This is a genomic window from Pseudomonas psychrophila HA-4, from assembly GCF_000282975.1.
GTDB classification, from domain to species: domain Bacteria; phylum Pseudomonadota; class Gammaproteobacteria; order Pseudomonadales; family Pseudomonadaceae; genus Aquipseudomonas; species Aquipseudomonas psychrophila_A.
In genome coordinates this window covers 71,448-92,088 of the sequence record NZ_ALJC01000087.1, presented here as the reverse complement: position 1 = coordinate 92,088, position 20,641 = coordinate 71,448, and the positions used below count along the sequence as shown (strand labels likewise).

Genomic DNA, 20,641 nt, shown 5'->3' with positions numbered 1-20,641 from the left:
ACATCCAACACTCACCAATGTATCACTCATCATCTACTGCGAATTTGAAAAAACAGAATGATCCGTCGGACGTTCCATTTTTTTAAATGTCGCCACCGGAATAACTACAACATCTTTATACATCCTCTTGCGAATTACCACCAGCTCTTGCAAGAGGCCATTACCAGCAATATGGTCAAAATCAACCCCGCGTTTCTTCGCTGGCAAGTTTTTAACATACACGGCACCAACACTATTGGGTTTCTTCAACCCAACACCATTAAATCTTTGCGATGGCTTCGCATAAAAACGAGCAGTATTTATATTTGGTGCAGTATAAAATCCAGGCCCATACAAGGTACCTATATTACTGCCAATAAAACCTGGATCAAGGCCATTGTTTGCCAAGTTTTCTATATGCTTTGATTTTGATCCATGATACCCGACAAGCTGATACCCCTCAGGTACCACTCGGCCCGCTTTGGAGCCCGCATCATGGGCAATATCAGCTGCAACGGATAACGGGCTTGAAGTCTTTATAGGCATCATCCCTTGAGTCAGCGCCCTTGCCAGGGTGCCCCAAGGGTTGTGCCCACTATTATCCTGATAATTAATCGGATTGTTTTTGCAATAGGCATAGGAGTTCATGCCCCCCTCATAAAATGGACTTAACGAGTCGGGACTACTGAACCTCATTAACACACTGTTATACGCCCGATACCCATTACCCAAGAGATAGATCCCAAGCAGCGGCTCCTTACACTCACCGATGTACCCGGCTGAAAACGAACTTTCACACTCTGAACAATCATACCCATACGCCGTATATACGCGACCGCGCACTTCAAGACCTGACCACCCAATTATCACGGTGTTTTGCTGATCAACACACAGCAAACTCGTCACACCACCTTTTACCGTCCGCTCTTGAAAGCCCAACAGCATTTCCATTTTCCGAAAAAAAGAAAATCCCTCGGCACCTTGAGTTATTGTCGCCAACAAATCATCACAGTAAAAACGCTGAATGCGACCACTCATACTATGCTGCGTCTGCGAGTTAATGCGATCCAATGGATCGTATGAATAACTGCTCACAGGAACACTATTTTTCACATTCATCGCCTTCACCTTAGAGAACTGTTGTATAGAGTTTGCTCCAATACTTACTGGCGGGATAGCTATCAGAAATGATAGGTCAACATCACTTACCTATCGCATTCATGCACACATAAAAAATACCGTGATCAAGCAATCCGGCAGTTCAGACCTGTGCATTATTTGCCAGCGACCCCACCCATCTGGCCACCCTTGTGCGCCAAATCGACCTGATCGAGCGCCTGGCCGAAGACAGTGCCCACCTGCCCCGCGGCGACACCTCGCGCTACCACTTCGACTACCCCCCGCTTTTACGATGACGTGCAGCACATGCGTTAAGGCATCCGTGACCACTTGAGCCCCCGACGTGCTCAACCGCGCGATCCGCTGCCGTTGTCCGGGGACTATCGCCGCGAGGTCGAGGCCAGTCATGAGTCTTAGTAGCAAGCAAAGTGCCGCCATCCTGGCCCATGGCGGGTTTACGCCCGGAGCCAGTGCATCGCTGTTGATTGCGGGGTGTTCGCCGTGCTGCTGTTGTGGGGCGTAGGGGCGTTGCATGCAAAGCGCATCACGACCCAATCTAACACTGACCTTTTTGCCCCACCGCTTGAACCGCCAGCCAGTGGTCGTGCGCGGCCTGACTGCCGATGAATTATGGACTTGCACGGGTATCAGTGCCGCCTTGGGAGGGCTCACAGAGCTGCCGCTGGCCTGGCTGAGGCACAGCGTGGCGATGGCTTGATCCAGCGTTCAGTGGCCTGGCGTACGCGTCAGAGCAGGGCATGACCCGTTTTAAGAGTGAGGTCACACACCTGCAGAGGCATGGGCGCGATGGAATTGCTGGCGCTGACAGCCCTGCGAGCGGTCGGTTGGTGGAGCGCTCCACGCGACCTGACCACCCCTCTCCCGCCCGATTTGCGCTCAGGCAGTGTGCGCAAGTGGTGGGAGGTGCCGCCGGGCACGGTGTACAGCTTTGCCTTCTACATCTTCCGGCATCTCAACCGTTGGCCCACCAATGGTGAGGACGATTACCCGCGCAACATCCGGGCGCTGTCCTCGCACCTGACCCCGGCCTGCCGGGTGTTTCTGCTCGACGAAGCAACCCGTCGGCGCGACAGCACGGGCCAAGGCTATATCCAACGACGACTGGATCGTCACCCTGGATCTGAGCGCTGACGAATACTACGGTGCCGAACAGGTCAAGCGGGCGCTGGTGCGACTGGACATCGACCCCGAACGCAATCCCTTCGGTCTGGCGCTGGCTGCTACAGCGAAGCACCACAACACATTGGCCGCACCCCCGACGACAACGGCGAGGAACCCTGGTAACCCAGTCAACAGCAACAAACGAATCGTCAACTGTGTTTGCAACATCCCGCCATGTTCACGCAGGGTGTGTAGCAACGCGGGCAGCTCAGCCATGCGCAGGAAGGGTTAATGGATGACTGGCGGCTTGGGCAGGGCCACCACATCTAGGTCAGACGCCGGGTTCTGTTCAAGTCCTGGGATCTTAACCATGGCGAAACGGAACAACTGGTTGAACCAGGTCCGGCACTTCTCTGCGGTGGTGAAAGCGCTACGCCGCTCGATGTGGGCAACACATCCTTGCCAAAGATCCGGCGGATTTGAGACAGCGTGCTTTGACGCGCCTCTTTGAGGGTCAGCGACCGGTTCTCGACCCATCGATCAAACAGGTTATGGAATGTGTTTTCTTCCGCCAGCCGGTGGGACTCGCGGCTGCGTCGACGCTGCAACTGGGGATTGACCCCTTGCGTCAACAACTTGTGCGCCTAATCCCGACGGGAACGCGCTTCACGCAAACTGACTTGCGGGTAGTTGCCCAAGGACTGCGCATTTGCTTGCCGGTGGGCTTGGCCTGCCGGACGGCAGCATCTGAAAGTACCATGCTTCTAGCCTCCTGAAAGTTGGATTCAGGGATAGATGCTCAGATAATGACTCGTCGGGCTCCTTGAACAATCCGATCTCAAAGCCGTCCACTTTTTATGGACTAGATTCTGGACTAAAAACATCCGGATACCCGTGGCTTTCGGTGGATGCTGGCGGAACGAAAAAAGGACCCGAAGGTCCTTGTTTCAATCGCTTACAGAATTCAGCAGAACTCTGCAGCGCAATATTTGGAGCGGGAAACGAGACTCGAACTCGCGACCCCGACCTTGGCAAGGTCGTGCTCTACCAACTGAGCTATTCCCGCGTCTTGGTGGTGCGCATTCTATAGAAATCAAAGAATGCGTCAACCCCTTGATTCGAAAAGTTTTATTTATTTTGTAGAGGTGGTCTTCAAATGCGGCCAGGCGGCCCGCAGATATTGAACCATCGACCACAACGTCAGCCCTGCAGCCACTAGCAACAACGCATAGCCGACCAAAACCCAGAAGCTGAAGTCGGAAGGATTGGCCAATAAGATGACCAAAGCCAGCATTTGCGCAGCGGTTTTCCATTTGCCCATGTTAGAGACCGCAACCTGTGCCCGAGCGCCCAGTTCTGCCATCCACTCACGCAAGGCGGAGATAACAATTTCACGACCAATAATTACCGCGGCCGGCAAGGTCAGCCAGAAATTGTGATGTTCTTGCACCAGCAACACCAGCGCCACTGCCACCATCAATTTGTCAGCCACAGGATCCAGAAAGGCGCCAAACGGCGTGCTCTGCTCCAGTCGTCGAGCCAAGTAACCATCCAGCCAATCGGTTGCGGCCGCAAATGCGAAGACTGAGCTGGCAGCTGCATAACTCCAGCTGTAAGGGAGATAAAACAGCAAGATAAAGAATGGAATCAGAAGAACGCGTAGAACGGTGATCAAATTAGGGATATTCATCGGCACAACTGGCTACGAGGTGAGGGGGCATTCTACTCGCTGTGTAGATTTGCATAAATCAACTCTGCGAGCTTTTTACTGATACCCGGTGCTTTGGCGATTTCTTCGATGCTTGCACGAGTCAGCTCCTGTAATCCACCAAAATGTTTCAACAAGTCACGGCGACGGGTCGGCCCTACTCCGGCAATCCCTTCCAGGGTTGACGTTCGCCGGGTTTTCCCACGTCGCGCTCGGTGCCCAGTAATTGCAAATCGGTGGGCCTCGTCACGGATCTGCTGAATCAAGTGCAATGCCGGGGAATCACCTTTTAAGGTGAACTCATGGGCAGCATCATTCAGGTAGAGGGTTTCGAAACCCGCTTTACGGGTTGCACCTTTAGCCACACCGAGCAAAATCAGGTCTGGAACCGCCAATTCGTTTAATACGTCACGGGCCATTGAAAGTTGGCCCTTGCCGCCATCGACCAACAGAATGTCGGGCAGTTTACCTTCACCTTCTTTCAGACGGCTAAAGCGGCGCATCAACGCTTGGTGCATGGCGGCATAGTCATCGCCGGGGGTTACGCCTTCGATATTAAAGCGTCGGTAATCCGACTTGATTGGACCTTCAGGACCGAATACCACGCAGGAAGCTACCGTGGCTTCGCCGCTTGAGTGGCTGATGTCATAACACTCAAGGCGTTGTGGTATTTCATCAAGCTTCAACACTTGAGCTAGGGCTTCAAAACGTGCAGCTACATGCAAGCGATTGGCTAGGCGTGCACTCAACGCCTGCTCGGCATTGGTGACAGCCAGTTGCTGCCATCGGGCACGGGTGCCGCGCACGCGATAACTGATCGCCATCTCACGCCCCCGCAGGGCTTCGATCGCATCGCTGATGGCATCAAAGCTCTCGTGTTCAACGTTGACAATCAATTCGCTTGGCAGGTCGCGTTCAGGGCTGCTGATGTAGTACTGCCCGAGGAAAGCTGCCATAACCTCGGCCACTTCCTCTTCAATCCCCACTTGCGGGAAGAAGTTCTTACTACCCAGCACTCGCCCGCCGCGCACATTGATTAAATGCACGCAGGCGCCACCTGGGTTTACGAAGGCCGCGATAATGTCCACATCGCCAGTCCCACCTTCCATGCTTTGCTGATCCTGAACCCGGCGCAGCAATGAGATCTGATCGCGAAGCTCTGCAGCACGCTCAAAATCGAGGGTGCTGGCGGCCTTTTCCATTGAACTGTTGAGTTCATCGGTCAGCGCACTGCTACGCCCCTCGAGGAACATCACCGAGTGGCGCACATCTTCTGCATACACCTGGGGCTCAACTAATCCAACACACGGCGCCTTGCAGCGTTTGATCTGATATTGCAAGCATGGCCGGGTTCGATTTTTGAAGTAGCTGTCTTCGCACTGGCGAACCAGAAACGTTTTCTGCAAAAGACTCAGGCTTTCACGAATCGCACCTGCGCTCGGGTAAGGTCCGAAGTATTTACCCTTCTGCTTTTTGGCTCCGCGATGAATGCTCAGGCGCGGGTATTCGCCGTCCGATAGAAAGACATACGGATAGGATTTATCGTCGCGCAGCAGAATATTGTAGGGCGGCCGCCATTCTTTGATCAGCGTCTGTTCAAGTAGCAGCGCTTCCGTTTCATTGGCGGTGATAGTGGTTTCGATTTGCGCAATGCGAGCTACCAGCGCGGCGGTCTTTGGCGCGAGCCCTGTTTTGCGGAAGTAACTGGCCAAGCGTTTTTTCAGGTTCTTGGCTTTGCCCACGTAGAGCAGACGAGCATCGCTATCAAACATGCGATAAACGCCGGGCCTGCCACTGCAGGTCGAAAGAAATGCGCTTGAGTCAAACACGTCAGTCATTGTTAACCAGCATCAACCATGCCATGACGAACAGCCAACAAGGCCAGTTCAACATCACTTTTAACTGATAGTTTCTCGAAAATTCGATAGCGATAAGTGTTAACGGTCTTGGGGGACAGGCAAAGCTTGTCGGATATAACTTGAACCTTTTGGCAGCCGACAATCATCAATGCAATCTGAATTTCTCGTTCAGAGAGGGCATCAAAAGGAGAATCACTAGCAGGCTGAAAAGACTTGAGCGCCAATTGCTGAGCCACTTGTGGACTGATGTAGCGCTGACCTGCAAATACAAGGCGAATAGCCTGAACCATTTCGGCCAGGCCGGCGCCTTTGGTCATGTAACCTGCAGCACCCGCTTGTAACAAACGCGTCGGAAAAGGATCCTCTTCACACACCGTTACGGCCACAACTTTAATGTCAGGGTGGCTGCGCATCATTTTGCGAGTCGCTTCCAGACCACCGATACCCGGCATTTTGACATCCATCAAGACCACGTCCGGCTTCAGTTCGCGCGCTTTGATGAGCGACTCTTCGCCTGATTCGGCTTGACCGACCACTTGCAATCCTTCGATATCAGCCAGCATTCGTGTAATGCCCGTACGCACAAGATCATGATCATCGACCACTAGAACCCGAATCAAGTCGACACCTCGCAAATTGCGTCTTAGTTGGTTGCCGCTACCTTAGCAAAAAACAATTGAGGCAACCTACCTATACATGCGTTATCTGCTTAGATCTTATGGCTCAAAATCACGAATAGGATGACGTGGTCTGGCTCACACATCATTTGGCTCTTGGCGTTTTTTTAACGGATGAGTGACAGACATTTCCGCCAAGGCCGTGGTCAATTGCCTAATAGCATCCTGATCTTCTTTTTGCAGAACGCGATAATTGACCAGAATCTTTTCTTCTACGCGACTGAGATTATCGAGTAGTGTTGGCGTTGGCGTTCCAGTGAGCACATAAAGTAAATCCACACCACGTTCAGCAACGCGAGACAAATAATCAGCTTTCGGTGCTCGATCACCGCTCTCATATTTACCTTGGGCATTTGCCTCGACACCACCTATTTCACCAAAAACTTTCTGTGACAAGCCAAGTCGCTCTCTTTCTTGCCTCAAACGCGGACCAATGCCACTCATTTGAATTTTAGAGCCCATATTTAACACCCATATGAATGGTATAATTCGCGACTATCGAACAATATTGAACGGTTTTGAACTATGACCGAAATTCGTACTGCCGCACAAGCCAAGGCTTGGCTGGAACACCAGGGTAAGTCTGTTCAAGAGTTCGCTCGCGAACATGGCGTAGACCCGGCAACTACCTATCAGATACTCGCCGGGCGAAAAAAAGGAAAGCGCGGAGAAGCTCATAAAGTGGCGGTCCTTCTGGGGATGAAGGATGGAGTAATCCCGCCCGACACTCCCGGATCCAAAGGGGCAGTCACCATTGATCTTTATTGAGTATGCGCTTAATTCAGTTCAATACTCGATTAACTGATAATCGACATATGAGTGTTTACCTGCACGTCTTACGCGCTGAGAAACCTATGCGACAAATACGCTTGCTCGCTCCAGGCCCTCTCTTGAGGACGGTTATCAGGCGGCTGACAATTGAACATGGCGCTGATAGCAATTTTAGATTGAACCCGAGCTTCTCTCTCTTGTAAGCTGCAAATCACTCAGTGGAGATGACACATGTTGACTCACGCACGCATAGACCTAAGCCATTCGGAAGCTAACAAGCTCCTAAATGCTGCTGTGTGCACGAACAACGGTGCCTTGACTGCACGATTTTATTTTGGGTATTGGTTTAGCCACTGGCGCGCCTGATACCCCTCCGGCGCCCATTTTAAACGGGTCGCCTACCAGAGAATTCTCACCCCCGGTCGGCTTCCCGACCGGGGGTTTTGTTTTTTCAGGCCCTCACAAACTACTGACTTTAAGGAATGAACCCATGAACTACACCACTTATTACCGCTTCGACCTTTGCACTGCATGGCGATTTATCAGCCGCCGTTCGGGACAGTCTGCCGCCTCCGAACGGGCGCACATCGGTGGCTCGCACGTACTCATAGCCAGTCTGGCCAATTGTCGAACACCCCAGTAGGGCTGAGCGCGCGGGAGAACCCGCCGCCTGCCTAGGAAGCACTACCATGAACGCATCCATCTCTGCTCTGCCAACTACTGATCGCACCGCCACCAAAGCGGTCTTAACCCAACGCCTGCCCAGCTCTTCGGAGCTTAAGCAACAACTGCCGCTCAATGCAGATCTCAGTCTGTTGGTGAATCGCCAGCGTCACACTATTCGCGCCATTCTTAATGGCGAAGACCCACGTCTACTGGTCGTTGTCGGTCCCTGCTCGATACATGACCCTATTAGCGCCCTTGAATACGCCAGCCATTTGGCCGCCTTGTCTCACGACCTGAGCGATGACATGTTGCTGGTGATGCGCGCCTACGTCGAAAAACCCCGCACCACCATTGGCTGGAAAGGCCTGGCTTACGATCCGCATCTGGACGGTAGCGACGACATGGCCCATGGCCTGACCTTGTCACGCGAGTTGATGATCGAAATGCTGCGCATGGGCCTGCCCATTGCCACGGAATTACTACAGCCCATGGCCGCTGGGTACTTCGATGACCTGCTGGGCTGGGTCGCAATTGGCGCACGCACCACCGAATCACAAATACATCGCGAGCTGGCCAGCGGACTTGATTTGCCGGTCGGGTTCAAAAACGGTACCGATGGCGGCGTGGTAATTGCCTGCGACGCCATGCGCTCAGCAGCCCATGGGCATCGCCACTTCGGGGTGGATAGCCAAGGGCACCCGGCGATTATCATGACCCCAGGCAATCCAGACACTCATTTAGTGTTGCGCGGCGGCCACAGCGGCCCTAACTATGATCGCGACAGCGTCGCAAAGGCCCGCGCGGGCCTTGAAAAAAACGTCATCCCTGCGCGCCTGATGGTTGATTGCAGCCACGCCAACAGCGGTAAAGACCCACTGCGTCAACCAGACGTCTTCAATGAAGTACTCGCGCAACGCCTCAAAGGTGATCGCTCATTGATTGGGGTGATGCTTGAAAGCCATCTTTTCGAGGGTTGCCAACCCCTGAGCAGTAACCTGCGCTACGGCGTCTCCGTCACCGACGGCTGTCTGGGCTGGGAGGCCACTGAACGGTTGCTGCGCGATGCCGCAAGACAGTTGCAACAGCAACGACGCTCGGCGAAGGCGGCTCATTAAAAGACTCACCGCGTTGACCATTGCGCACCCGCAGGCACTGCCCACGGGTGCGTAAAGTCGATTGTGACTGACAGCAAAGGCGACAATTACTGCCTGAAAAGCACTGCGAGAGAAACGAACGCCACCTTCTGCAACTGAGAATTATCGACCAAACGCTTTAGGCAGGGATCCACTGCCATACCATGCGTGAAGACATATCCTGCAACCCCGCCTGCCCGCCTCGTGTACTCGACTAAGGTGTTTTTATGACCTCAAACATCGATTAGAGAACCCACATGAGCGATACAGCAAACACCCAGCACCCCATTTTGTTGGTACATGGACTCTTCGGTTTCGACCGTATTGGCCCATTCAGCTACTTCAACGGCATTAAGGAAGCACTGCAGCGTGCAGGTGCCAACGTCTTTATCGCCTCCCTCTCTGCGGCACACAGCAATGAGACTCGCGGCGAGCAGCTATGCATGCAAATTGCCGAGATCCTACAACAAACAGGTGCCAGACGAATCAACCTGATCGGCCACAGCCAAGGCGCACTGAGCGCCCGCTATGCGGCTGCCGTGGCACCGGAGTCTGTGGCCTCAGTCACGTCGGTCAGCGGGCCTAATCATGGTTCTGAACTGGCCGACCGCCTGCGATTGGCCTTCATCCCCGGCAAGTTGCCTGAAAAGGTCGCAGCGTCGCTGATTTCCGCCTTCAGCACTTTCATGACGATTATCAGTGGCAAGCCCCAACTACCCCAGCATGCACTTGAGGCGCTCAATGCCCTGACCTCTGAAGGCGTGGCCGCCTTTAATTTGAAATACCCCCAAGGCCTGCCTAATACCTGGGGAGGCATGGGCGCCGCTGAGGTCAATGGTGTACGTTATTACTCTTGGTGCGGGATTATCAAAGGCTCTTTACTTTCAGAATCATTAAACCTCTTCGACCCCATGCACACCGCCTGCCGGGTATTTGCCAGTTTTTTCACCGCTGAAGCCAACGCTAATGACGGGATGGTTGGCCGCTTTAGCTCACATTTGGGCACGGTGATTCGATCGGACTATGCCATGGACCACCTGGACACCATCAACCACCTGGCAAGCATGACGCGCAACAATGCCAACCCCGTAGACCTCTATGTGGAACATGCGCAACGTTTGAAGAAGCAAGGCCTGTAACACAGATTCAAGGGAACTTTGCCGAGAAAAAAGCCACTGAATCCGGTAGGCTCACCACTTTCTTGAAAGGAGTACTCCCTCATGGCTAAAGCCACTGCCCGTCACATCCTTGTTGCCAGCGAAGACAAGTGCAACGAACTGAAAGCACAAATCGAAGGCGGCGCTGATTTCGCCGAAATTGCCAAGGCAAACTCCACGTGCCCATCCAGCCGTCAAGGCGGCGACTTGGGTTCTTTCGGTCCAGGCCAAATGGTTAAAGAATTCGACACCGTGGTTTTCAGCGCGCCAATCAACGTCGTGCAAGGTCCGGTTAAAACCCAGTTTGGTTACCACCTGCTGGAAGTCACCAGCCGCCAGGACTAATTACTCCGGCTCTGTGTGAAAACGGCCCACCTTTTGGTGGGCCGTTTCGTATCCGAGTCACGAACCTCGTGCTACGTTTCCTCATTGACGAATCTACCGTGTCTCACCTGAGGAATTGATCATGAGCCTTAAGGGTAAAACTGCCCTGGTTACCGGTTCCACCAGTGGTATTGGATTGGGCATCGCCCAAAGCTTGGCCAAGGCTGGCGCCGACCTAATACTCAACGGTTTTGGCGACGCCAGCAAAGTCATTGCCGAACTGCAACAGTTCGGTGGGAAAGTTGGCCACCACCCGGCAGATGTTAGCGATCCAGCGCAAATTGCCGACATGATCAGTTATGCCGAACGGGAATTCGGCGGCCTCGACATACTGGTCAATAACGCTGGTATTCAACACGTGGCCAGCGTCGAAGAGTTCCCGGTGGAGCGCTGGGACTCAATCATCGCAATCAACCTTTCCTCGGTCTTTCACAGCACCCGCCTCGCCCTGCCCGGCATGCGCAAACGCGGCTGGGGGCGCATCGTTAATATCGCCTCGGTACACGGCTTGGTCGGGTCAGTCGGCAAAGCCGCCTACGTCGCCGCCAAACACGGCGTGATCGGTTTGACCAAGGTCGTGGGCCTCGAAACCGCCACCAGCAATATCACCTGCAACGCCATTTGCCCCGGCTGGGTATTGACCCCTCTGGTCCAAAAGCAGATAGACCAGCGCATCAACCAAGGCATTGACCCGTATCAGGCGCAGCACGACCTGCTGGCCGAGAAACAACCTTCGCTTGAGTTCGTTACCCCGCCGCAACTGGGCGAACTGGTGCTGTTTTTGTGCAGTGAGGCAGGCAGCCAAGTGCGCGGCGCCGCCTGGAACGTCGATGGTGGATGGCTGGCGCAATAAGCGCCCACCGGACTACTTGTGCGTCATGCAAAAATGCACACCAACCCTGCACGCATCCCGGTTGTAATGTGCAAATTTGCACTGTTAGCATCGGCTATCGTTCGCACGCAAATACCTTCTAAAAATAATACACAGCAGGGAGTTAGTGATGACTGCTCAGGTTTCATCCTCACCGACACAGCATGTCGAGCCGCCCCAAAGTACGGTATTAGCCGAGGTCCGCAACCACATTGGCCACCTGACCCTGAACCGCCCCAGCGGCCTTAATGCGATAGACCTGCCCATGGTCCGCAGTCTGCAACAGCATCTCGACGCCTGGGCCCAAGATGCCGACATCAAAGCAGTCGTATTGCGTGGCGCAGGCGAAAAGGCCTTTTGCGCAGGTGGTGACATACGCTCGCTGTACGACAGCTATAAAACCAATGACACCCTGCACAAAATCTTCTTTGAAGAGGAATACGCCCTCGATCTGACCCTCCATCACTACACCAAGCCAGTGCTCGCACTGATGGATGGCTACGTGCTGGGCGGTGGCATGGGTCTGGCACAAGGCTCAGACCTGCGCCTGATTACTGAACGCAGTCGCCTGGCCATGCCAGAAGTCGCGATTGGTTATTTCCCGGACGTGGGCGGCAGTTACTTTCTGACGCGTACCCCCGGCCAAACTGGCACTTATTTGGGCGTCAGCGGCGTGCAAATTCGCGCCAGCGATGCGTTGTATTGCGGGCTGGCTGATTGGTACACCGATAGCAGCAAACTGGCTGAATTGGATCAAAGCCTAGATAACCTCAAGTGGCAGCAAGCGCCGCTCCATGAGCTCAAGTCCTTGCTGGGCACTTTCGCCGTGCAAACCCTACCTGATGCACCGCTGGCCAAACTACGACCATTGATTGATGAAGCGTTCGCCCTTAACAGCGTTCCCGACATCGTCGCCCACTTGCGCACGGTTAACGCGCCTGAATACCGCGAATGGGCCACCGAGACTGCCAACCTGCTGGAGACCCGCTCACCGCTGGGCATGGCCGTCACTCTCGAAATGCTCCGTCACGGCCATAAGCTTGACTTGGAAGAGTGCTTCGCCCTCGAACTGCATTTGGATCGTCAGTGGTTTGATCGCGGCGATCTGATCGAAGGCGTACGTGCGCTGATCATCGACAAGGACAAAACGCCACACTGGAACCCGCCGACCCTGCACGAACTCGACCCGGCGCATGTCGCGAGCTTCTTCACAGACTTCAAACAGAGCGGACTTTAAGCCATGCAAGACCTCGAACTGACTGAAGAACAAGTGATGATCCGCGACATGGCCCGGGATTTTGCCCGTGGCGAAATTGCCCCCCACGCCCAAGCCTGGGAAAAGGCTGGCTGGATCGACGACGCGCTCATCGCCAAGATGGGGGAGCTCGGCTTGCTTGGCATGATCGTCCCTGAAGAATGGGGCGGCACTTATGTCGACTACGTGGCTTATGCCCTGGCCGTGGAAGAGATCTCAGCCGGTGATGGCGCCACTGGCGCGTTGATGAGCATTCACAACTCGGTAGGCTGCGGCCCGATCCTCAAATACGGCAGTCAGGCACAAAAAGAAACTTGGCTCGCAGAATTGGCCAGCGGCCAATCCATCGGCTGTTTTTGCCTGACCGAGCCGCAAGCGGGCTCCGAGGCGCACAACCTGCGTACCCGCGCCGAGTTGCGTGACGGTCAATGGGTCATCAACGGCGCCAAGCAATTTGTCAGTAACGGCAAACGCGCCAAACTGGCCATTGTCTTCGCGGTAACTGATCCGGAACTGGGTAAAAAAGGTATTTCGGCGTTTCTGGTACCCACCGCGACTTCGGGTTTTATCGTTGACCGGACCGAACACAAAATGGGCATTCGCGCTTCGGATACCTGCGCCGTGACGCTTAACAACTGCTGCGTGCCAGAAGCCAATCTGCTGGGTGAGCGTGGCAAAGGCTTAGCCATCGCCCTGTCAAACCTGGAAGGCGGACGCATCGGCATTGCCGCCCAAGCCCTGGGCATCGCCCGTGCAGCCTTTGAAGCCGCACTGGGATACGCCCGCGACCGGGTACAGTTCGACAAAGCCATCATTGAGCACCAAAGCGTGGCCAATATGTTGGCCGACATGCAAACCCGCCTGAATGCTGCTCGCCTGCTGATTTTGCACGCCGCGCGCCTGCGCAGCGCAGGCAAGCCCTGCTTATCAGAAGCCTCGCAAGCCAAGCTGTTTGCGTCAGAGATAGCTGAGTTTGTGTGTTCCAAAGCAATCCAGATTCATGGCGGCTACGGCTACCTTGAAGATTACCCGGTGGAGCGTTACTACCGCGACGCGCGAATCACCCAGATCTATGAAGGATCGAGTGAGATTCAACGCATGGTGATTGCTCGAGAGCTGAAGAATTATCTGATCTAAACCACACCCCAGTAGGAGCGAGCTTGCTCGCGCCTACTGGGCATCAGGTGCTACTTAACTGTTTTTGAACTGCGCCTCACGCTTGCCCACAAACGCCGCCATGCCTTCTTTCTGATCATGGGTGGCAAACAGCGAGTGGAACACTCGACGCTCAAAACGCACGCCTTCCGACAAGCTGACTTCAAACGCGCGGTTCACGCTTTCTTTGGTCAGCATCAGCACCGGCAAGGATTTTTTGGCGATGGTTGCAGCCACTTTCAACGCATCTTCCAGCAATTCATCCACTGGAATCACACGCGCAACCAACCCCGAGCGCTCAGCCTCGACAGCATCCATCAAACGCCCGCTCAGGCACATTTCCATAGCCTTGGCCTTGCCTACAGCACGGGTCAGACGCTGGGTGCCGCCCATACCCGGCAGCACACCCAGATTAATTTCAGGCTGGCCGAATTTAGCGTTGTCACCGGCCAGAATAAAGTCGCACATCATCGCTAACTCACAGCCGCCGCCCAAGGCAAAACCAGCCACCGCAGCAATTACCGGTTTGCGCCGGGTCGATACTCTATCACTGTCCGAAAACAGGTCCTCAAGGTAAATCTGCGGGTAGGTCAGCTCCGCCATTTCCTTGATGTCGGCCCCGGCAGCAAAGGCTTTTTTCGAACCCGTAATGACGATGCAGCCAATCGAATTATCGGACTCCAGAGTGTCCAGCGCGTGATTCACCTCACTTACCAACTGCGCATTTAGGGCATTCAGCGCCTGCGGCCGATTCAGTGTAATCAGACCCACTTGCCCATGAATGTCCAACAAAATGGTTTCGTAGCTCATCGATAACGTCCTCAATTTAAAGATTGCGCGAAATGACCATGCGCTGAATATCGCTGGTGCCTTCATAAATCTGACACACCCGCACATCGCGATAGATTCGCTCAAGCGGGAAATCGCTCAAATAGCCATAACCACCCAGGGTTTGCAACGCTTTGGAGCACACCCGCTCGGCCATTTCCGAGGCAAACAGCTTGGCTTGTGAGGCCTCGACCAACGCTGACTGCCCGCTGTCACGCAACGCCGCGGCGTATTGGACCATTTGCCGGGCAACGGCGATTTCAGTCGACATGTCGGCTAAACGAAACGCCACCGCCTGATGCTCAACCAACGGCTGACCGAAGGTCACACGCTCACGCGCATAATCGCGAGCCGCCTCAAACGCTGCGCGGGCCATGCCCACCGCTTGTGAAGCAATGCCAATGCGGCCGCCTTCAAGGTTGCCCAGGGCGATTTTGTAGCCCTGCCCTTCTTCGCCCAACCGATTGGCTACGGGCACTTTAAGATCGTTGAACAAAATCTGGCAGGTGTCCGACGCATGCTGCCCCAGCTTGTCCTCCACGCGGGCCACGCTGTAGCCCGGCGAATCGGTGGGCACAATGAACGCAGTAATCCCGCGCTTGCCCGCTGCCGGATCCGTCACCGCAAACACAATCACCACCCCGGCGTTTTGCCCAGATGTGATGAACTGTTTGCAGCCATTAAGCACGTAATAATCACCTTCACGCCGAGCACGGGTTTTCAAATCGCTGGCGTCAGAACCCGCTTGCGGCTCAGTCAACGCAAACGCACCCAGCATCGCGCCGCTGGCCAACGGAATCAAAAACTCGCGTTTTTGCTCATCGCTACCGTACGTGAGAATCGGCACGCACCCCACCGAGTTGTGCACGCTCATGATCGTGGAGCAAGCGCCATCACCGGCGGCGATTTCTTCAAGAGCCATCGCGTACGCTTGATAACCCGTGTCGCAACCGCCCCACTCTTCCGGCACCAACATGCCAAAAAAGCCCAATTCGGCCATCTCGCTAATGGCCTCGCGCGGAAAGCGATGCTGTTTATCCCACTCAGCCGCAAAGGGCTTTAAACGCTCTTGGGCAAACTGGCGGGCCGCTTCGCGGATTTGTAGTTGCTCAGATGTAGGAAGCATAGAAATCCTTAATACAGACATTCCACAGCAATTGCCGTGGCTTCACCGCCGCCAATACAGATGGCTGCAACACCGTTTTTGAGGTTGTGCTGACGCAACGCTGACAGCAGAGTAACCAGAATTCGCGCCCCCGAAGCACCAATCGGGTGACCCAACGCACACGCCCCACCGTACACATTGACCTTGGCATGAGGGATGTCAAGTTCGCTCATGGTCACCAACGTCACCACGGCAAACGCCTCGTTGATCTCAAACAGATCGACCTCAGCCAGGTCCCAACCGGTCTTCTTCATCAAGCGTTTAATCGCCCCGACGGGTGCAGTCGGAAACAATCCCGGCTCGTCGGCAAACGCCGCATGCCCATGAATGACCGCCAATGGCTTAAGCCCGCGCTTGTGCGCCTCACTGCGACGCATCAATACCAGTGCCGCCGCGCCATCCGAAATCGAACTGGAGTTGGCCGCCGTCACGGTCCCGCCATCACGGAAGGCCGGTTTCAGGGTCGGTATTTTTGCCAAATTAGCTTTAGGTGGCTGCTCGTCATCGCTGATCAAACGCTGTTCTTTGCCGACGGTAACCTGCACCGGGACGATCTCGGCGCTGAAACTGCCGGTCTTGATAGCCTGTTGTGCACGGTTTAGCGAGGCCACCGCAAAATCATCCTGCGCCTCGCGGGTAAAGCCGTGAGCCTGTGCGCAATCTTCAGCGAAGGTGCCCATCAGGCGCCCACGGTCGTAGGCGTCTTCCAGACCATCAAGAAACATGTGATCCAGCACCCGGCCATGGCCCATGCGGTAGCCGCTACGCGCGCGGTCGAGTAAGTAAGGCGCGTTGGACATGCTCTCCATTCCGCCTGCCACAACCACATCGGCGCTTGCGGCCAGCAGTTGATCGTGCGCCAGAATCGTTGCTTCCATTCCTGAGCCGCACATTTTGTTCAGCGTGGTGCAACGCGTGCCCTTGTCCAGCCCCGCACCTAAAGCCGCTTGACGCGCCGGGGCCTGGCCAAGTCCGGCTGACAACACACAACCAAACAGCACTTCATCTACACCGTTCGCCGCGATGCCAGCCCGCTCAACGGCAGCGCGAATGGCTGCAGCCCCCAATTGCGGCGCGGTCAGGCCTTTGAAGTCGCCCTGAAAACCGCCCATGGGTGTACGTGCAACGCTGACGATAACAACCGGATCATTCGCAATGGTCATTTCACACCTCTTATTTCGCGGCCATGCGCAAGGCGCCGTCGAGACGGATCACCTCGCCATTGAGCATGCTGTTCTCGATGATATGCCGCACCAACGAAGCGTACTCCGCAGGTTTCCCCAAACGCGGTGGAAACGGCACACCGGCAGCCAGTGAATCGCGCACTTCAGGGGTCATGCCCGCCATCATCGGTGTTTCGAAAATGCCGGGGGCGATGGTCATCACCCGAATCCCGAAGCGCGCCAGTTCACGTGCAGCAGGCAACGTCAGGCTGGCGATTGCGCCCTTGGAAGCCGCATACGCGGCTTGTCCGATCTGCCCATCAAAAGCGGCCACCGACGCCGTATTGATGATCACCCCGCGCTCGCCGTCAGCATCGGCAGCGCTTTCGGCAATCGCCGCTGACGCCAAGCGCAGCATGTTGAAGCTGCCAATCAGGTTGACGTTGACCACCTGACTGAAACACTCCAGCGAATGAGGTCCGTTTTTGCCGAGGATCTTTTCACCGCGTACGATCCCCGCACAATTGACCAGGCCATTGACGGTACCGAACGCCGCGACGGTGGCATCCACCGCCGCCTGGGCTGCATCCGCCTGACTGATATCAGCCACTGTGCTCTTGGCACCCAACTTGGCCGCTTGTGCCGCCACGGCGTCTGCGTTCAGGTCAACCAGCATCACCTTAGCGCCCGCCTTTATCAGCATTTCAGCCGTGGCTGCACCCAAACCTGATGCGCCACCGGTGACGATAAAAACCTTGTTTTCGATTTGCATGAGCGTTCCTGACTAATAAAAGATCAGGCTGTAACCTTGGCGTTTTGAGCCAGTTCAGCCTTGGCGATTTCTTGGTTGCGCAAAATAAAGCGCTGCAACTTGCCACTGGGGGTCTTCGGCAACTCGCTGACGAATTCGATTTCGCGAGGGTAAGCATGCGCAGCGAGACGCTGGCGCACATGCAAGCGAAGGGTTTCGGCCAGTTGCGCATCGCCCAAGTACTGCGGGCTCAGCACCACAAATGCTTTCACCAATTCAGTACGCTCAGGGCAAGGCTTGCCCACCACTGCCGCCTCAACCACCGCCGGGTGTTCGATCAACGCGCTTTCCACATCAAAAGGCCCTACGCGGTAGCCCGACGTCGTGATCACGTCATCGCTGCGGCCGACAAAACTGATGCTGCCGTCCGGGTTCAACTCCACGGTGTCGCCGCTCAAGTAGTAATTGCCAACAAACGCCTTAGTCTTGAAGCCTTCATAACCGCTAAACCAGCACATGGGTGATTGACTGCGGTCGACCGCTAAAATCCCCGGCTGCCCCACAGGCAGTTCTTGATGGTTCTCATCCAGCACTACAATGCGATGCCCTGGCGAAGCAAAGCCTGCAGCCCCCATATGCACGGGGTGGTCTAAACCGTGGTGGTTGCACAGCACCATCCCTACTTCGGTTTGCCCGTAGTGGTCGTGAATAGTGACATCGAGTTTTTCAGCGAACCAGCGAATCACTTCTGGGTTAAGCGGTTCACCCGCGCTGCTGACGGCCCGCAACTGACCTTTGATTTTGCTGGAGAAGGCCTCACCGGCCGCAATCAACATGCGATAGGCCGTCGGAGAGCCCGTGAGATTGGTAATGCCGTACTTTTTGATCACCCGACAGGTGCTTTCAACAGAGAATGGGCCATCGTATAACGTGATCGGATGCCCCATCGACAACGGTCCGGTAATCCCGAAATAAATCCCGTAAGCCCACCCCGGATCGGCCAAGTTCCAGAATGAATCCTCTGGACGCAAATCTACGGCATCGCGGGTGTAACTCTGGAACGCGACAATCGCCTTGAGTGGCACCAGTAACGGTTTGGCCGGCCCCGTGGTGCCCGACGTAAACATGAGCAAAAACGGATCTTCACCGCTCATCATCACGGGTTCACAAACCGCTGAGTAATTGTCCAGTTCTGCCCAAAAACTGAAATCGCCGCGAACTAGGCCTTGGCCCTTAGCGCCCGCCACTGTAACGATGGCCGGGCAGTCATTGACGTCATTGAGCTTGGGGCGATTCACTGCATCGGTGACCACTAATGCAGCACCCGAACCGTTGAGGCGATGTTCGATGGCTTTAGGGCCGAACGCAGTGAACAACGGTTGGTAGATAGCACCAATACGCCAAGTGGCCAACGCGACAACCAGCAACTCGACATTACGCGGGAGCAAACCCGCTACTTTGTCGCCTGGCTTTACGCCTTGAGCCAGCAAGAAATTGGCAAAGCGTGCGGCGTAATCCTGCAACTGGGTGAACGTGTACGCCGCGCTGCTTGCGTCGCGCCCTTCCCAAAACAACGCAATATGCCCCGGCAAGGCATGCCGGTCACAACACTCAACACAAGCATTGAGCGCCGCCAAATGGCCGTTCAGTGCAGCGGCTACAGTCCGTTGGTAGTCAAAGTCATTCATTGCTGTTTGATAGTCGCGCATCAGCAGAATCCCTCGGTCATTATTTTTAGGAGTGGGAACCGTTAAAAGTCCTGCTGATAATCACCTTGCGAGGGCTCTGCAACAATGGTCAAACCGCTCAAGCTGGTTGACTGTTTTAGCCAATGACCAAGTGCTGATCGGAAGCACCCGCATAACCTGCGCACGCCTAGCTTGCTCCAGTAGCGCCGCATGCATGACCGTGAGTAAACGTTGATGCTGTTGACCCTCCTAACGACGCTGAATATTAGGTAGGTGTTCCAGCAAAGGCTGGGAAATCAAGGATGACCGGCATGCTGAAAATCGACCCGCAAGTCACAAATGTAGTACTTAAAAATAAACACTACATATTTGTTGACGACACGATTTTCCCAACGCATTATGCAGACGTCTTCCCCACCGGAAGCGCTGGAAAGGGTTGTTGCATGCATGCTCGACGAGCTGTCGAGCTGTTCCGGGATAGGTACTGCCCACAAGGCAGAATTGATGAAGCGGACCTGGCTTGATCGTCCACGTAAAGGGCGCAAGGAGCTAGCGAAACGTCTTCAAGAGGCTTGTGGCTGATGAGGCATGTCACCCAAGCATCCTGGTTTACGTTGCCTCCCTCGCTTTACGCAGTATGTTGTAGTGCTTTATTTCACTACTACATATGAAGGACTCAAGACCAGATCTTCTTTAGATGGACACTACGTAGCGCTGCATAAGCAGTTGCGCGAATCAATTAGACAGATCAACGCGTGGTCAAGGAGTTAGCTATGAACCTGAACAATCAACCGTGTGTTAACGAGCTGGCTCGACTGTTCGCTGCTCAGAAAGACTCGCTGAACGACCACATCCTGTGGATCAGCGATGCCGGTGATGTACGCATTGAACCGGTGGTTGCATGCGAAGAAGAAACCCAATTCGAGAAAGAGCGTCCACACATGCGAGCTCATCTCAAGATGTACCGTCGTGGCCAAGGCTACGTGGGCAAAAAGGCCGCCGCCGATAAAGACTTTATGGCGCGAGTGCTACAAACACTGACCCTGACATGGGAAAAGGCTCAAACCGAGCAGATCCTGGTAAAAGTTAACAGCTACAGCTGATAACGCCCCCGCCCGATAAAAGAGCCCCGGATGACCTCCGGGGCTTTTTTATCAGCTTTTTTACCATCATCAAACAGATCCGCCACC

At 54.9% G+C, this 20,641-nt stretch carries 19 protein-coding genes, 1 tRNA gene and 4 pseudogenes; 12 read left to right on the top strand and 12 right to left on the bottom strand.

Annotated features, from left to right (window positions below):
* Positions 1–33: 33 nt before the first annotated feature.
* The gene (locus tag B347_RS25590; protein WP_019410050.1) at positions 34–1,098 is read right to left on the bottom strand and encodes an RHS repeat-associated core domain-containing protein; all 1,065 of its coding nucleotides are present in this window, start codon (positions 1,096–1,098) and stop codon (positions 34–36) included.
* Between the two features lie 173 nt (positions 1,099–1,271).
* Between B347_RS25590 and B347_RS27170 the strand changes: the two are divergent.
* The 4 genes and pseudogenes from B347_RS27170 to B347_RS25445 form a co-directional block, all read left to right on the top strand.
* A pseudogene (locus tag B347_RS27170) lies at positions 1,272–1,394 on the top strand (RAQPRD family integrative conjugative element protein); the annotation flags it as partial.
* Positions 1,395–1,416: 22 nt separating this feature from the next.
* Positions 1,417–1,515 (top strand): RAQPRD family integrative conjugative element protein, encoded by a 99-nt coding sequence (locus B347_RS27165; RefSeq protein ID WP_085983210.1) that lies wholly within the window; start codon positions 1,417–1,419, stop codon positions 1,513–1,515.
* Positions 1,516–1,630: 115 nt separating this feature from the next.
* Positions 1,631–1,810 (top strand): annotated as a pseudogene (locus B347_RS24940) (DUF3487 family protein); the annotation flags it as partial.
* An 86-nt stretch (positions 1,811–1,896) separates the two neighbouring features.
* Positions 1,897–2,293 (top strand): annotated as a pseudogene (locus tag B347_RS25445) (DUF2895 family protein); the annotation flags it as partial.
* A gap of 107 nt (positions 2,294–2,400) precedes the next feature.
* Here B347_RS25445 and B347_RS26925 read toward each other — a convergent pair.
* The 6 genes and pseudogenes from B347_RS26925 to B347_RS0112520 all read right to left on the bottom strand — a co-directional run.
* A pseudogene (locus B347_RS26925) lies at positions 2,401–2,980 on the bottom strand (tyrosine-type recombinase/integrase); the annotation flags it as partial.
* 230 nt (positions 2,981–3,210) lie between these two features.
* A tRNA-Gly gene (locus B347_RS0112540) sits at positions 3,211–3,286 on the bottom strand.
* A 66-nt stretch (positions 3,287–3,352) separates the two neighbouring features.
* Positions 3,353–3,910 carry a CDP-diacylglycerol--glycerol-3-phosphate 3-phosphatidyltransferase gene (gene pgsA / locus B347_RS0112535; RefSeq protein ID WP_019410046.1) on the bottom strand — a complete coding sequence of 186 codons (558 nt, stop codon included), beginning with the start codon at positions 3,908–3,910 and terminating at the stop codon, positions 3,353–3,355.
* A 32-nt stretch (positions 3,911–3,942) separates the two neighbouring features.
* A complete protein-coding gene (gene uvrC, locus B347_RS0112530) occupies positions 3,943–5,766 on the bottom strand; it encodes an excinuclease ABC subunit UvrC (protein ID WP_026014148.1) in 1,824 nt (607 codons plus the stop codon).
* A gap of 2 nt (positions 5,767–5,768) precedes the next feature.
* Positions 5,769–6,407, bottom strand: a complete 639-nt coding sequence (gene gacA, locus B347_RS0112525; RefSeq protein ID WP_003445030.1) for a response regulator transcription factor GacA — start codon at positions 6,405–6,407, stop codon at positions 5,769–5,771.
* A gap of 135 nt (positions 6,408–6,542) precedes the next feature.
* Positions 6,543–6,908 carry a helix-turn-helix domain-containing protein gene (locus B347_RS0112520; protein WP_026014147.1) on the bottom strand — a complete coding sequence of 122 codons (366 nt, stop codon included), beginning with the start codon at positions 6,906–6,908 and terminating at the stop codon, positions 6,543–6,545.
* 81 nt (positions 6,909–6,989) lie between these two features.
* Between B347_RS0112520 and B347_RS0112515 the strand changes: the two genes are divergently transcribed.
* The 7 genes from B347_RS0112515 (at position 6,990) to B347_RS0112485 (ending at position 13,838) form a co-directional block, all read left to right on the top strand.
* The gene (locus B347_RS0112515) at positions 6,990–7,232 is read left to right on the top strand and encodes a DNA-binding protein (protein WP_019410042.1); all 243 of its coding nucleotides are present in this window, start codon (positions 6,990–6,992) and stop codon (positions 7,230–7,232) included.
* 692 nt (positions 7,233–7,924) lie between these two features.
* Positions 7,925–9,016 carry a 3-deoxy-7-phosphoheptulonate synthase gene (locus tag B347_RS0112510; protein ID WP_019410041.1) on the top strand — a complete coding sequence of 364 codons (1,092 nt, stop codon included), beginning with the start codon at positions 7,925–7,927 and terminating at the stop codon, positions 9,014–9,016.
* A 275-nt stretch (positions 9,017–9,291) separates the two neighbouring features.
* Positions 9,292–10,173 (top strand): esterase/lipase family protein, encoded by an 882-nt coding sequence (locus B347_RS0112505; protein WP_019410040.1) that lies wholly within the window; start codon positions 9,292–9,294, stop codon positions 10,171–10,173.
* 81 nt (positions 10,174–10,254) lie between these two features.
* The gene (locus B347_RS0112500) at positions 10,255–10,536 is read left to right on the top strand and encodes a peptidylprolyl isomerase (RefSeq protein ID WP_019410039.1); all 282 of its coding nucleotides are present in this window, start codon (positions 10,255–10,257) and stop codon (positions 10,534–10,536) included.
* Between the two features lie 121 nt (positions 10,537–10,657).
* Positions 10,658–11,428, top strand: a complete 771-nt coding sequence (locus B347_RS0112495; RefSeq protein ID WP_019410038.1) for a 3-hydroxybutyrate dehydrogenase — start codon at positions 10,658–10,660, stop codon at positions 11,426–11,428.
* A gap of 148 nt (positions 11,429–11,576) precedes the next feature.
* A complete protein-coding gene (locus B347_RS0112490; protein ID WP_019410037.1) occupies positions 11,577–12,683 on the top strand; it encodes an enoyl-CoA hydratase/isomerase family protein in 1,107 nt (368 codons plus the stop codon).
* 3 nt (positions 12,684–12,686) lie between these two features.
* Entirely contained in the window at positions 12,687–13,838 is a 1,152-nt protein-coding gene (locus tag B347_RS0112485) for an acyl-CoA dehydrogenase family protein (protein WP_019410036.1), read from the top strand.
* Positions 13,839–13,892: 54 nt separating this feature from the next.
* On the opposite strand, the gene B347_RS0112480 is transcribed toward B347_RS0112485, so the two are convergent.
* Genes B347_RS0112480 through B347_RS0112460 form a run of 5 tightly spaced genes read right to left on the bottom strand, consistent with a single transcriptional unit; the run spans position 13,893 to position 19,472 of the window.
* Positions 13,893–14,666 (bottom strand): enoyl-CoA hydratase, encoded by a 774-nt coding sequence (locus B347_RS0112480; protein WP_019410035.1) that lies wholly within the window; start codon positions 14,664–14,666, stop codon positions 13,893–13,895.
* 16 nt (positions 14,667–14,682) lie between these two features.
* Complete coding sequence (locus B347_RS0112475) at positions 14,683–15,810, bottom strand: acyl-CoA dehydrogenase (protein ID WP_019410034.1); 1,128 nt, start codon at positions 15,808–15,810, stop codon at positions 14,683–14,685.
* 8 nt (positions 15,811–15,818) lie between these two features.
* Positions 15,819–17,012 (bottom strand): acetyl-CoA C-acyltransferase, encoded by a 1,194-nt coding sequence (locus tag B347_RS0112470; RefSeq protein WP_019410033.1) that lies wholly within the window; start codon positions 17,010–17,012, stop codon positions 15,819–15,821.
* A gap of 10 nt (positions 17,013–17,022) precedes the next feature.
* Positions 17,023–17,784 carry an SDR family NAD(P)-dependent oxidoreductase gene (locus B347_RS0112465; RefSeq protein ID WP_019410032.1) on the bottom strand — a complete coding sequence of 254 codons (762 nt, stop codon included), beginning with the start codon at positions 17,782–17,784 and terminating at the stop codon, positions 17,023–17,025.
* Between the two features lie 23 nt (positions 17,785–17,807).
* Positions 17,808–19,472, bottom strand: coding sequence for an AMP-binding protein (locus B347_RS0112460; RefSeq protein ID WP_019410031.1), 1,665 nt, complete (start codon positions 19,470–19,472; stop codon positions 17,808–17,810).
* A gap of 752 nt (positions 19,473–20,224) precedes the next feature.
* Here B347_RS0112460 and B347_RS0112450 point away from each other — a divergent pair.
* Positions 20,225–20,554: a hypothetical protein gene (locus B347_RS0112450; RefSeq protein ID WP_019410029.1), complete on the top strand. Its 330-nt coding sequence runs from the start codon at positions 20,225–20,227 to the stop codon at positions 20,552–20,554.
* The last annotated feature ends 87 nt before the right edge of the window (positions 20,555–20,641 follow it).